This is a genomic window from Poseidonocella sp. HB161398, assembly GCF_005870025.1.
In the GTDB taxonomy this organism is placed as follows: domain Bacteria; phylum Pseudomonadota; class Alphaproteobacteria; order Rhodobacterales; family Rhodobacteraceae; genus Mangrovicoccus.
This window is the reverse complement of sequence record NZ_VATA01000009.1, coordinates 132,408-145,134: the sequence shown is the minus strand read 5'-3', so window position 1 is coordinate 145,134 and position 12,727 is coordinate 132,408. Positions and strand designations below refer to the sequence as shown.

General features: G+C 71.0%; 12 protein-coding genes. 5 read left to right on the top strand and 7 right to left on the bottom strand.

The window, feature by feature from the left end; translation table 11 throughout:
* The first annotated feature begins 90 nt into the window (after positions 1-90).
* The 3 genes from FGX59_RS09895 to FGX59_RS09885 all read left to right on the top strand — a co-directional run bounded on the left by FGX59_RS09895 (position 91) and on the right by FGX59_RS09885 (position 1,969).
* A complete protein-coding gene (locus FGX59_RS09895; protein ID WP_171060590.1) occupies positions 91-894 on the top strand; it encodes a VacJ family lipoprotein in 804 nt (267 codons plus the stop codon).
* On the top strand, positions 887-1,483 hold the full coding sequence (locus tag FGX59_RS09890) for a phospholipid-binding protein MlaC (protein ID WP_240722352.1): 597 nt from the start codon (positions 887-889) through the stop codon (positions 1,481-1,483). The genes FGX59_RS09895 and FGX59_RS09890 overlap by 8 nt, the downstream gene beginning before the upstream one ends.
* Before the next feature lie 120 nt (positions 1,484-1,603).
* Positions 1,604-1,969, top strand: coding sequence for a hypothetical protein (locus FGX59_RS09885; RefSeq protein ID WP_138466369.1), 366 nt, complete (start codon positions 1,604-1,606; stop codon positions 1,967-1,969).
* A gap of 7 nt (positions 1,970-1,976) precedes the next feature.
* On the opposite strand, the gene FGX59_RS09880 is transcribed toward FGX59_RS09885, so the two are convergent.
* A complete protein-coding gene (locus tag FGX59_RS09880; RefSeq protein ID WP_171060589.1) occupies positions 1,977-2,441 on the bottom strand; it encodes a GNAT family N-acetyltransferase in 465 nt (154 codons plus the stop codon).
* A 225-nt stretch (positions 2,442-2,666) separates the two neighbouring features.
* On the opposite strand from FGX59_RS09880, the gene FGX59_RS09875 reads away from it, so the two are divergent.
* A complete protein-coding gene (locus tag FGX59_RS09875; protein WP_138466367.1) occupies positions 2,667-6,122 on the top strand; it encodes a chromosome segregation SMC family protein in 3,456 nt (1,151 codons plus the stop codon).
* A 208-nt stretch (positions 6,123-6,330) separates the two neighbouring features.
* The gene (locus FGX59_RS09870; RefSeq protein WP_138466366.1) at positions 6,331-6,750 is read left to right on the top strand and encodes a hypothetical protein; all 420 of its coding nucleotides are present in this window, start codon (positions 6,331-6,333) and stop codon (positions 6,748-6,750) included.
* Here FGX59_RS09870 and FGX59_RS09865 read toward each other — a convergent pair.
* The 6 genes from FGX59_RS09865 to FGX59_RS09840 form a co-directional block, all read right to left on the bottom strand.
* Positions 6,686-7,669: a phosphotransferase enzyme family protein gene (locus tag FGX59_RS09865; RefSeq protein WP_171060588.1), complete on the bottom strand. Its 984-nt coding sequence runs from the start codon at positions 7,667-7,669 to the stop codon at positions 6,686-6,688. The two genes, FGX59_RS09870 and FGX59_RS09865, sit on opposite strands and share 65 nt — an antisense overlap.
* Positions 7,659-8,933, bottom strand: coding sequence for an aspartate aminotransferase family protein (locus tag FGX59_RS09860; protein ID WP_138466364.1), 1,275 nt, complete (start codon positions 8,931-8,933; stop codon positions 7,659-7,661). Before FGX59_RS09860 ends, FGX59_RS09865 begins: the two co-directional genes overlap by 11 nt.
* Positions 8,926-9,348 carry an alternative ribosome rescue aminoacyl-tRNA hydrolase ArfB gene (gene arfB, locus FGX59_RS09855; RefSeq protein ID WP_138466363.1) on the bottom strand — a complete coding sequence of 141 codons (423 nt, stop codon included), beginning with the start codon at positions 9,346-9,348 and terminating at the stop codon, positions 8,926-8,928. Before arfB ends, FGX59_RS09860 begins: the two co-directional genes overlap by 8 nt.
* Before the next feature lie 109 nt (positions 9,349-9,457).
* A complete protein-coding gene (locus FGX59_RS09850; protein WP_138466362.1) occupies positions 9,458-10,345 on the bottom strand; it encodes an esterase-like activity of phytase family protein in 888 nt (295 codons plus the stop codon).
* Positions 10,342-11,331, bottom strand: a complete 990-nt coding sequence (mepA, locus tag FGX59_RS09845) for a penicillin-insensitive murein endopeptidase (protein ID WP_370295914.1) — start codon at positions 11,329-11,331, stop codon at positions 10,342-10,344. The genes FGX59_RS09850 and mepA overlap by 4 nt, the downstream gene beginning before the upstream one ends.
* 15 nt (positions 11,332-11,346) lie before the next feature.
* Positions 11,347-12,681 carry an MFS transporter gene (locus FGX59_RS09840; protein WP_138466361.1) on the bottom strand — a complete coding sequence of 445 codons (1,335 nt, stop codon included), beginning with the start codon at positions 12,679-12,681 and terminating at the stop codon, positions 11,347-11,349.
* Positions 12,682-12,727 lie beyond the last annotated feature (46 nt).

Genomic DNA, 12,727 nt, shown 5'->3' with positions numbered 1-12,727 from the left:
GCCGGGCCATGTTAGTCAAACCGCGCAATGGCTTTCGCGACGGTCCTATACTATGTGTTCCCAAGTGCGAAGAATAGATTGAGGTGCGACGTGCAACCCAGCCAAGATGGCGCCATCCGGCCTCCGATTGCGCGAAAGTTAACGAGTTCCCTGCCTGCCGCTATCCTGGTGCTGTCCGGAATCGCGGGCTGCACGACCGGCCAGCCGGCCGGACCCGGGGAATTCAACGACCCCTATGAACAGACCAATCGCCGGATCCACAATTTCAACACTGCGGTAGACCGTGCGGTCTACCGTCCCGTTTCCAACGCCTATGGCACCGTGCTTCCGCAGCCGGTGCGCCGCGGCGTCGACAATTTTTCCGAATTCACCGACCTGCCCCGCCGGATCGTCAACGACATCCTGCAGGGCAAGGCCGAGGATGCACTGCATAACAGCTTCCGTTTCGCCACCAACGCCACTTTCGGCCTTCTGGGCGTGCTCGATCCGGCGACCTCGCTGGGCGTCGAGTCCCGGGACGCCGATTTCGGCGAGACCCTGCATGTCTGGGGCGTCGGCGAGGGAGCCTATCTGGCCGTGCCCTTCTTCGGTCCCTCGACCCAGCGGGATCTTGCCGGCGACATCGTCGATCTGGTCACCAATCCGCTCGGATACGTGCTTTCCCCACCGGAAAGCTACGCGCCGCCGGGCTCGACGGTGGGTGAATATGCGAACTATCGATATACATACAGGGATACGCTGAACGACGTGCTGGACAACAGCGCCGACAGCTACGCCACCACGCGCGTCATCTTTCTCGATGCGCGGCGGTTCGAACTTGGAATGTCCCCCGGCAGCGGGGGCGCAGACGATGGGGGCGTCATCGACCCCTACGAGGAGCTCTACGGTGAATGATCTTTCCCGCCGCACGGTCCTGTCCGGGCTTGCCGGCACGGCCGCCCTCGCCCTCCTGGCCGGGCCCGCCCTTGCCCTGACCGAGGACCAGGCCGTCACCTTCGTCAAGGGCATGGCCGCGGATATCGAGAAGACCATCAATTCCGGCCGGTCCGACGCGCAGATGTTCCAGGAGTTCGAGAAGCTCCTGAACAAGTATGCCGACATGGACGTGATCGCCCGCTTCGCGCTCGGCCCGGCGGCGCGCACCGCCTCGTCCGGCGACATGTCGGCCTATACCGCGGCCTTCCGCGGCTACCTGTCGAAGAAATACGGGTCGCGCTTCCGCGAATTCATCGGCGGCGACATCCGGGTGCAGGGCGCCCGCACCGACAAGCGCGCGGTGATCGTCAATGCCCGCGCCGTGCCGAAGGGCCAGTCGGCCGTGGCGGTGGAGTTCCACGTCTCGGACCGCTCGGGCAAGGTGTTCAACGTCGTGCTCGAGGGCATCAACCTCCTGACCACCGAGCGGACCGAGATCACCTCGCTGCTCGACCAGCAGGGCGGCAGCATGTCGAAGCTGACCGCCGAGCTGAAGAAGCGCAGCTGACCGCGGCGCCCGGGGCCTGTCCCCGGGCCCGCCTCCCCCGGCCCGCTGCGGCCGGGGCCCGCCGAAACCGGATGTTAACCAGTTTCCGGCGAAATCCGTCCATCCGGGCGGAGCGTTCTCATGAAATCAGCGGCATTGGCGGGCATGGCAGTTATCGGGCTGGCCTCCTGCATCGCCCATTCGCCGCCGCTCCATGGCGCCAGGCCGGTGCGCATCGCCTCCGGCGGCTCGGTCTTCCTGGTCCGCCATACCGACACCCGCGCCGAAGCCACCCGCATCTCGGCCGAGGCGCATCCCGACCGGATGACGATCCTGGCCCGCGCCCTCGCCGCGATCGAGGCCGCCTCGGGCTGCAAGGTCCTGCCCGGCACGCTCTATGGCGACTGGACCCTGGCGGAGGCCTATCTGGACTGCCCCGGCGGCGTGCCGCAGACCATCCAGCCGGTCCTCACCCACCGTCCCGCCATCGCCCGCCCGCCGGGCTAGCGCCCGCTCAGGCGCCGGGGCGGCGCGCCAGGAACAGGCTGTGCGACAGCACCGGATAGCCGCCGAAAGGCGGGCAGTCCGCGTAGCCGATCCGGCGGTAGAACCGCTCCGCCGCCTTCAGGTCGGTGCTGCTCTCCAGGCGGATTTCCGGGACCCCGCGCGCCGCCGCATGCGCCTCGAGCGCCGCCATCAGCGCATCGGCAATGCCCCGGCCGCGATGGCCCGGACGCAGGAAGAGCCGCTTCACCTCGGCATAGCCGTCCTTTTCGGCCAGCGCCACGCAGCCCGCCGCCGCCCCGTCGAGCCGTGCCACGAAGAAGGCGATGCCTGGCGCGGCCAGCTCTGCGGGGTCGAGCGAGAAGATCTCCTCGGGCGGCGAGATCTCCAGAAGCGCCGCCTGGCTCTCCGCGATCAGCGCCAGCCCGTCCGGGTCCAGCGGGGTCTCGATCCCGATCGTGATGCCCTCTGCCATGGCCGCCTTGCGCCTCCGTTCCGTCCGATGCCGCGGGACGCTAGCCCGGCCGCGCGCCCTTGTCAGCCGGAAAGCGCCGCCCTGCGGAAAAGCGCGCCAAGATGTCGACTTCACCGCCATATCTGGTAAGAAAGCCCTCCGCGCCTCCAACATATTCGCGAAGCGATTGACTTGGGGACGCGGAGCCATGATCATTCCGGGACGGTCTCTTCGAAAGGAACCAGGGTGCAGTTCACGCGTCTCCGCCTCAACGGGTTCAAGAGCTTCGTGGATCCCACGGACCTTGTCATCGCCCCCGGCCTGACCGGGGTGGTCGGTCCCAATGGCTGCGGCAAGTCGAACCTGCTTGAGGCGCTGCGCTGGGTGATGGGCGAGACCCGGCCCTCGGCGATGCGTGGCGGCGGCATGGAGGACGTGATCTTCGCCGGCGCGGCCACCCGCAATGCCCGCAACTTCGCCGAAGTGACGCTGCATATCGACAATTCCGACCGGCTGGCCCCGCCCGCGCTGAACGACCGCGACCTGGTCGAGGTGGTGCGCCGGATCACCCGCGACGCGGGCTCCGCCTACAAGGCCAACGGCAAGGAGGTCCGCGCCCGCGACGTGCAGATGCTCTTCGCCGATGCCTCGACCGGCTCCACCTCGCCCGCGCTGGTGCGCCAGGGCCAGATCAGCGAGCTGATCAACGCCAAGCCGAAGAGCCGCCGACGCGTGCTGGAGGAAGCCGCCGGGATCTCGGGGCTCTACCAGCGGCGCCACGAGGCGGAGCTGAAGCTGAAATCGACCGAGACCAATCTGGAGCGGGTCGAGGACGTGGTCGAACAGCTCGCCTCGCAGCTGGCGCAGCTCAACCGCCAGGCCAAGCAGGCGGCGCGCTACCGCGAGATCGGCGAGCAGCTGCGCGCGGCCGAGGGGCTGCTGCTGTTCCGCCGCTGGCAGGATGCCGACCGGGCGCTGATGGCCGCGCGCCAGGCGCTGACCGAGCGGGTGACCACCGCCGCCCGCGCCGAGGCCGGGGCGCGGACCGCCGAGACCGCGCGCACCGGCGCCGAGGACCAGCTGCCCGGGCTGCGCGAGGAAGAGGCGATCGCCGCCGCCGTGCTGCAGCGCGCGCTGGTCGAGCGGGACTCCCTGGCCGAGCGGCGCAAGGCCGCCGAGGCGGAGATCGCCCGGCTCGATGCGCGGCTGGCCGACTACGCCCATGAGGCTGACCGCGAGGCCGGGCTCAGCGAGGATGCCGAGGCGATGCAGGCGCGGCTCCTCGACGAGGCCGAGGCGCTGGCCGAAGCCGCCGAGGGCCATGACGAGAAGCTCGAACTGGCCGCAGAGCAGGCCGAAGCCGCCGCCGAGGCGCTGGCCGAGCGCGAAGAGGCGATGCAGGGCCTGACCGAGGCCGTCGCCGCGCTGGCCGCGCGCCACCAGGCCGTGGCACGGCTGGTCTCCGACAGCCGCAAGGTGCTGGAGCGCGAGACCGCCGAAGCCGCCCGCGCCGAAGCGGCGGTGGACGAGGCCGCGGCCCGCGCCGACGCCGGTGCGGAGGCCTGCGAGACCGCGGCCGAGGCGGCCGAGGCCGCGCAGGAGGCATTGGCCCTGGCGGAAGACGAGGCCCAGGGCGCCGAAGAGTTGCGCAGCGAGGCGCAGGGCGCCGAGGCCGTCGCCCGCGGGGCTGCCAGCGAGGCGCAGGGCGAGGCCAAGGCGCTGCGCGCCGAGGTGACCGGGCTCGAACGGCTGGTCGCGCGCGACAGCGGCAAGGGCGGGCAGATCCTCGACGAGCTTGCCGCCGCACCGGGCTACGAGCGCGCGCTCGGCGCCGCGCTGGCCGATGACCTGAAGGCACCGCGCCTGGCCGGCGGCCTGGCCTCCGGCTGGGCCGCGCTCGAGGATTACGCCGATCCGCAGCCCCTGCCCGCCGGCGCCGCGCCGCTCTCGGCGCATGTCACCGGCTGCGAGCTGCTGGCCCGCCGCCTGGCCCAGGTCGGCGTTGTCGATGCCGCCGAGGGCGCCGCGCTGCAGCCGCTCCTGATGCCCGGCCAGCGGCTGGTCTCGCGCGAGGGCGATCTCTGGCGCTGGGACGGCCTGGTCGCCGCGGCGGCGGATGCGCCCTCGGCTGCCGCGCTCCGGCTGGAGCAGCAGAACCGCCTGGCCGCGCTTTCCGCCGATCTCGAAGAGGCCGAGGCCCGCGCCGACGAGGCCGGGGCCGGCCACGAGGCCACCCGCGAGGCGCTGCGCGAGGCGACCTCGCGCGAGGCGGCCGCCCGCGAGGCCCGCAAGCGCGCCGAGACCCAGCTGTCCGAAGCGACCCGCGCGCTGACCCGCGCCGAGGCGGACCGCAACCTCGCCGCCTCCAAGGTCGAGGCGCTCGGCCTCGCCGCCAGCCGCCACCGCGAGGCCGCCGGCGCCGCCGAAGCCGAGCTGCGCCGCGCCGAGGAGACCCAGGCCGCGCTCGAGGATCTGGACGCCGCCCGCGCCCGCGCCGAGGCGCAGAAGACCGTGGTCGAGGCCGCGCGGCTGGCGATGCTGGCGCGCCGCACCGCCCATGACGAGATCCGCCGCGACGGCGAGGCCCGCGACAAGCGCGCCGCCCAGGTTGCCCGCGAGCAGTCCGACTGGCAGGCCCGCGTCGCCTCTGCCGCCGCCCGCCGCGGCGACCTGGCGCGCCGCCGCGCCGAGACCGAGGACAAGCTGGCCATGGCGCAGGACGTGCCCGCCGCGCTCGAGGAAGAGGCGGAGCGCATCGCCGAGGCCGTGCAGGAGGCCGAGGCCCGCAAGTCCCGCGCCTCCGACGCCGTCTCCGCCGCCGAGGGCGCGCTGCGCGCCGCCGCCGAGGCCGAGCGCGCCGCCGAGCGCGCCGCGTCCGAGGCGCGCGAGACCCGGGCCCGCGCCGAGGCCGTGGTCTCCTCCGCCGAGGAGAGCCTGGCCGAGGCCGAGGCGCGGATCGAGGAGGCGCTGGAACTGACCCCGCAGGCGCTGCTCGAGGAATTGCAGATCGACCCCGCGCAGCTCCCCGATGCCGAGCAGGTCGAGGCCACCGTGCTGCGCCTGCGCCGCTCGCGCGATGCGCTCGGCGCGGTGAACCTGCGCGCCGAGGAAGACGCCCGCGCCGTGCAGGAAGAGCATGACACGCTCAAGCGCGAGAAGATCGACCTCGAAGAGGCGATCTCCAAGCTGCGCTCCGGCATCCAGAGCCTCAACCGCGAGGGGCGCGAGCGGCTGCTGACCGCCTTCGAGGAGGTGAACGCGAATTTCCGCACGCTTTTCACCCATCTCTTCCGCGGCGGCGAGGCCAACCTGGTGCTGGTCGAGAGCGACGACCCGCTGGAGGCGGGGCTCGAGATCATGTGCCAGCCGCCGGGCAAGAAGCTCTCCACCCTGTCGCTCCTCTCGGGCGGCGAGCAGACGCTGACCGCGCTGGCGCTGATCTTCGCGGTCTTCCTCGCCAATCCGGCGCCGATCTGCGTGCTCGACGAGGTCGACGCGCCGCTCGACGACGCCAACGTGACCCGGTTCTGCGACATGATGGACGAGATGACCCGCCGCACCCAGACGCGCTTCCTGGTCATCACCCACCATGCCGTGACCATGTCGCGGATGGACCGGCTCTTCGGCGTCACCATGCAGGAGCAGGGCGTGTCGCAGCTCGTCTCGGTCGACCTCAAGCGCGCCGCCGCGATGGTCGCCTGAGCCGCCGCCACAGGCCCTGTCCCCCTCCGGACCCCGATCCGGAGGCTCCCCGGCGCCCGCAGGCACCGCCCTCCGGTCCCGGGCGCGCGGTCTCGATCGCGCAAGTTCGACGCGAAACGCCGTAAAACCCGCCGGGATTCCTTCGGCTTCGGGCAGGGAATCGCTGCTAGGGTCGCGGCGTGGGGGGCGCTGACCCGAGGGACATCCGATGTTGACGCCCAAAGTCTCCAAGGCGCTCGCCGCCATCTTTCTCGTAGCCACCGCCGGTCTGGCAGCCCCTGCCACGGCTGGCGACATCAGGTATCCGGGGATGCGGGATTTCGATTCCGTCTTCACCCGCGACGGGCTGGAAGTGAAGTTGCGCAACCAGACCGTGCTCTACAGGGACGGCTCGCAGGCCACCTATCTGCGCGACGGCACCTATATCTACCAGAAGACCGCCGAGGCGCCCGGCATTACCGGCACCTACAGGTTCCGCCCCGACGGCATGGTCTGCGTCCATTTCGACAAGGGCGGCAACCGCTGCGACACCTATGTGCGCAATGTCTACGACACGTTCTTCCTCACCGGCTCGGGACAGCGGCTGAAGGTGGAGGGAATCGTCCCCCGCCAAGCCAGGCGCGGCTGAGCGCCAGCGCGCGGCTGCGATAGGCCGCGCGGCGCGCATCGCCCTGGGGGCAGCGGCTCTGCGCCCAGGCCGACGAGGCCTGCGCGCGGAGCATCGCGAAAAGCGGCAGCGCCTCCAGAGCGGCCTCCGATGCCGGGCCGCCCGCCGCGCGGTAGCCGTCGGCCAGCGCCCCGGCCGCAGGCGCCAGATCCGGGCTGCCCGCCAGCCCGATCAGTGCCGTCGCCAGGTCGTAGGCGCGGAAGCCCGGGCCGCAATCGTCGAAATCGATCAGCACCAGCCCCGCTTCGGTCGACAGCATGTTGTCAGCCAGCGGATCGCCATGGATCACGCCCAGATCTCCGCCGCCGAACCCCGCCAGCATATCGGCCGCCGCCGCCCGGGCCCGCGCCAGCAGCGCACGGTCCTCGGCAGCCAGCCCCGGATCGGCCAGCGGATCGCCCCAGATCCCGGTCCCGGTCAGCGCCGCCGCGCCCCAGTCGGGACGGTCCGGCAGCTCCGGCGCCACCGCATCGGCGCTGGCATGGAAATCCGCCAGCAGCGCGCCCACCGCGCGCCAGCGCGGCGCCAGCGGCAGCTCGGTCGCGGGCACCGATCCCAGCGGCCGTCCCGCCACCCAGGAGACGATGCTGGCGCAGCGCCCGTCCGGCAGCGGCGCGGTGAAGCCCCCTGCCCGGGTCCGCCAGGGCCAGGGACAGGCAAATCCCGCATCGGCCAGCCTTTCGCAGAGAAGCAGCTCCGCCTCGATCCCGCGGGCGCTGTTATAGCCCGCCCGGTGCAGCCGCAGCGCGACCGCCGTGCCATCGGCAAGCTGCGCGCGGAAGACCGCGTTCTCGCGCGCCTGCACCAGGACCGGCCGCCCCAGCAGCCCGCCCCAGGCCGCGCCCGCCGCCCGGGCCAGCGCCCCGAGCTCAGCCGTCATCGGGCAGCCCGGCCAGCACCTCGCCCAGCACATTGACCGCGATATCGGCATGCTCGGCGGTGAAGGGCATCGGCGGGCGGATCTTCAGGATGTTCATCGCCCGGCCCGCCCGGTTCAGCAGCACGCCGCGGGCGCGCATCTCCTCGGCGACGCGCCGCGCCGCCTCCGTCGCCGGCCGGCCGTCGGCGCCGACAAGCTCCAGCCCGAGGAAGAGCCCGGTGCCGCGCGCCTCGGCGATCAGCGGATGCGAGAGCTCCTCCAGCCGTTCGAGCGCATGCGCCCCGGCGGCGACGGCATTGGCCATCAGCCGTTCGTCCTCGATCACGTCGAGCACCGCCATCCCCGCCGCGCAGGCGACCGGATTGCCGCCGAAGGTGTTGAAATAGCCGAAGGCGCCGCGGAAGGCGGCCATGATCTCGGGGCGCGCCGCGACGCCGGCCACCGGATAGCCGTTACCCATCGGCTTGCCCATCGTCACCACGTCGGGCGCGACGCCCAGTCGGTCATGGCCCCAGAAATGGCTGCCGAGCCGGCCGAAGCCCGGCTGCACCTCGTCCGCCAGGACCAGCCCGCCGGCCTTGCGGATCACCTCCGCCGCGGGATCGAAGAAGTCCGGATCGACGGCGGGCAGCCCCTCATTGGCGAAGGCCGGGCAGAACATCATGCCGGAAAAGCCGTGGCCCGCCGCCTCGAGCTCGGCAATCGCCCGGGCGATGCCGTCGGCAAAGGCCTGCGGCTGCGCCTCCGCCGAGCCGCCCAGCGGCTCGAGCGAGCTGGGCGCGGGCACCAGCCGGACGTGATCGGGATAGCCGCCGATCGGCGGCCGCCGGGTGGACAGCTGCGAGGTCGCCACTGTGTTGCCGTGATAGGTGTTGTCGGTCGCGACGATGCCGCGCTTGCCGGTGACGGCCTGCGCCATCCGCAGCGCCACGTCATTCGCCTCGGAGCCGGTGCAGGTCAGGATCATCTGGCTCAGCCCGTGGCCCATCGTGGCGGTGAGCCGCTCGATATAGTCGAGGATCAGCGCATGGTGATAGCGGGTATGGGTGTTCAGCCGTGCCGACTGGCGGGCGATCGCCTCCACCACCTTCGGATGGCCGTGCCCGACATGGGGCACGTTGTTGTAGCAGTCGAGATAGCGCCGCCCGTGCACGTCCCAGAGCCAGACGCCCTCGCCGCGCATGACATGCACCGGGTCGTCGTAGAAGGTCGGGACATCCGGTCCCATCAGCCGCGCGCGGCGTTCTGCCAGGGTCTCAGTCATCGCCGGACACCTTTCCGCGCAGGCTCTTCACCTGGCCGCGCGCGGTCTTGGCGTCCATCCGCCGCCGCTGGCTGCCCTTGGTGGGCTTGGTCGGGATCCGCCGCTTCGGCACATGGGTGGCCTTCTCGATCAGCTCGGCGAGGCGCTCCCGCGCGATCTCGCGGTTGCGCGCCTGGCTGCGGGTGTCCTCCACCCGGATGATGATCGCGCCGTCGAGCGTCCAGCGCCGGCCCGCCAGCCGCTTCAGCCGCGCCTTGACCGGCCCGGGCAGCGACGGGCTGCGCGCCGCCTCGAAGCGAAGGTCGACCGCGGTGGAGACCTTGTTCACGTTCTGACCGCCCGGCCCCGAGGCGCGGGAGAAGACCTCGGTCATCTCCCAGTCCTGGATCGCGATCTTGTCCGTCACCTGTAGCATGCCGCCGTCCCCGCTGAACTGCCTCCCCTTCCTAGTGCCTTTCGGCCCCGAGGTGAAACATCTGGCGCGGAAACCGGTGCGGAAACCGCCGGCCCGCGGCCGGCCGGCATCAGGGTGCCACGCGGTACTCGACCAGTTCGGTCTTCTGGAAGATGTTCTGGTTGTCGTCCGAGATCATCGTGATCCGGATGTCGCCCGCCTCGTCCTGCCAGACCGAGATGCCCTCGAGATTGTCGAACTGGAACGGGAAGGTGGACAGCAGCGTCTCCTCGCGGGTGATGACATCGTCGACGATGGTCAGCCGCCGCACCCGGCTCTGGAAGGCGAAGCCGGTGAAATGCCGCTCGAGGATGTAGAGCTTGCCGTCCGGGCCGAAATCGGCGCCCACCGGCAGGAAGGGCGGTTCGCGGCGCAGGCTGAAGGGCACGCTCCAGCGGCCGTTCTCCAGCCGGTAGACCGGAAACGGCCGGTCGAGCGCGCCGGAGCGCTCCGGGATCGCCAGGAGGCGGCCGCGGCTGTCGATCGCCAGCGCCTCGAGCCCGGAATTGTGCTGCAGGTTGCGGAATTCCAGCGGCCGGGGCCGGTTGACCGCCGCCGCGTCTGGACCGTCGTAATGCACGACGCGGTGGATCATCTCGAAGGAGACATTGCAGTCGGCGCCGATCTCCACCTTGCGGCAGGCCAGGCCCTCGGCATCCATGGCGTTTCCGGTGGCCGGCGTGCCGTCCATCTTGCGCAGCGGGACCGGGGGCAGCGCGTCCAGCCCGGTGATCCGGCCATGCTCGCGCAGGATATGCCCGTCGACCCGGCTGCCCCGGTCGGAGATGGCGATGAACTCGCTGCCATCCTCGGAGATCTCGAGCCCCGAGAGCCCGCCCGCCGCGGGGGTCTTCCAGATGTACTTTCCGACGAATTCCAGAGAGGAGGCGACTGCCGCCGATCCGGCGCCCAGCGGCAGGAGGACCGCCAGGCAGGCGGCCAGGAGGCTTCGGGTCATGGAGCGGAGAGAACCCCTCGGCACTGGGCCGGCAGCTCGGCCAGGACATAGTCGCGCGCGCCGCGCTTTCTCGGCGCCGGCTCGACCGGCTTGTCCGAGGGCTTCGGCGGCGCCAGCGCGTCGGTGACCCACCAGGTCAGCGTCTCGTCGCAGCCATTGCCGCCCTTCGACAGCTCTGCCACGGTCGGCCGCTGGGTGACGCAGCCGGGCGAATCCGCCGGGCATTTCAGCCGGACATGGAAATGGTAGTCATGGCTCCAATAGGGCCGGATCTTCTGCAGCCAGGCCGTGTCAGAGGGCTTGGCGTTCTGGCACATGGCGATCTTGGCCGGGGCGGTGACGAAAATGCGGTCGACGCGCGGATCGCGCGCCGCGGCTTCCAGCACGGCGGCATGCTGCGGGCTCCAGTTGCCGCTGACATGGCGCTGGTCGGAGGATTTCACCGAGATCGAGGAGATCGACTCGCGCTGCGGGGCGCTGAGATCGAGCCGCTTCGGCGGCAGCATCCAGATATCGACATCCAGCCCCATCTGGTGGCTGGCATGGCCGGATTTCATCGGGCCGCCGCGCGGCTGGCCGATATCGCCGACATAGAGCCCGGCCCAGCCCGGCTGCTTCGCCGCCTGCGCGGAGAGATCCTCGATGAAGGACACCGTCTGCGGATGGCCCCAGTTGCGGTTGCGCGACAGCCGCATCGCCTGCCAGGTCGGCCCGGTCTCGGGCAGCTCGACCAGCCCCGAGGCGCAGCCCTTGGCATAGCTGCCGTAAGAGCGCGACGCCCCGCCCGAGGGCCGCGATTCCGCGCCGAACAGCGCCCAGGCCTTCGGTCCCGAAAGCTCGGCCGCGCTCAGCATGGTGACCGAGACGCCTTCGTCCTCTGCCGCACCGGATGTGGAACTTGTTCCGGTAGATCCGCCGCCGCAGGCGCCAAGCGCCAGCGCTACCAGTGCCATAGCCGGCCAAAGCCGGGTCTTCGGGCTCTTCATCGGCGCGCCTCCTGCTCAGATATCGCCGTCACTTTTGACCCAAAATAGCAGAACGAGGCCCAGAAGAAAAAGGAATATCAGGGGCGACACCCCCATTCTCTGATCGCCGGTGGCGATCGTGGCCAGGCCGATCAGGAAGGGCGCGAGGAAAGCGGTCGCCTTGCCGGTCAGCGCGTAGAGCCCGAAGGCCTCGGTCGGGTGACGCGGATCGGCGTGGCGCACCATCATCGAGCGCGAGGCGGATTGCAGCACGCCCCCCGCCGCGCCGATCAGCGCGCCGCAGGCATAGAACAGGATGTCGGGCAGCGCCGATCCCGCGGGCAGCGCCACGCCGAAGAGGCTTTCGCGGGTCAGTCCGACAAGAAGCGTGCTGACCGCGACCAGCACGGCGATCGACAGGCCGATCACCGGCTTCGGCCCGTCATTGCGGGTTTCGTAGATGCCCGCCGCCCAGCAGGCCAGCATCGCCATCGCCACGCCGAGAATGCCGAAGGCGCCGATCGCCTTGACCGACAGGCCGAGCACGCCCTTCGCGTAGAGACCGCCGAATGCGTAGAGCCCGACCAGGGCGTCGCGGTAGAACATCGACGAGAACAGGAAGGCCAGCAGGCTCGGCCGCTTCAGCGCCCGTCCCCACATGGCGCGGATGTCCTGCACCGCGCGCCGCGCCGCCTCGGCGAAGCTCAGGTCGGGGGCGTCGCGCACCGGGTCCTTCACCCAGGCGAAGAAGGGGATCATCGAGATCGCGAACCAGGCTGCGCAGAACGGGCCGACGAGACGCGTGCCCTCGAAACTCGCCGGATCGAGGCCGAAGACCGGCGGCAGGCCCAGAAGCGCGCGGCCGTTCTCGCCCTCGGCGAAGAAGAGCAGCATCAGGATCAGCGCGATCAGCCCGCCGGCATAGCCGATGGCATAGCCCGTCCCCGAGAGCCGGCCGGTCTCCTCGAGCGGCGCCAGGCTCGGCAGGAAGGCATTGGTGACGACGACGGCCAGCTCGGTCGCGACCAGGCCCGCGCCGAAGGCGAAGAGGATGGCGATGACATGCGCCGATCCCGGCACGGCGAGCCAGAGCGCGGCCGAGGCCGCCACGTAGACCGCCGAGAGCCAGCCGACCCAGCGCACCAGGTGCCCCGACTGGTCGCCGAGCGCGCCGAGGGCCGGCGCCAGCAGCGCCGTTACCAGCCCGGTCGCGGTCAGCGCATGCGCCCAGAGGGTCTGCGCCTCGACCGGATCGCCGACAACATTGATGAAGTAGGGACCGAAAATGAAGGTCAGGATTAAAGTATGATACGGCTGGCTCGCCCAATCGAAGGCGTACCAGCCCCAGATTCTCTGCTGCGTGGTCGGCATGACGTCATTCCCCAACGTCCCTTCGACCTACAGGTGCAGCGGTTCC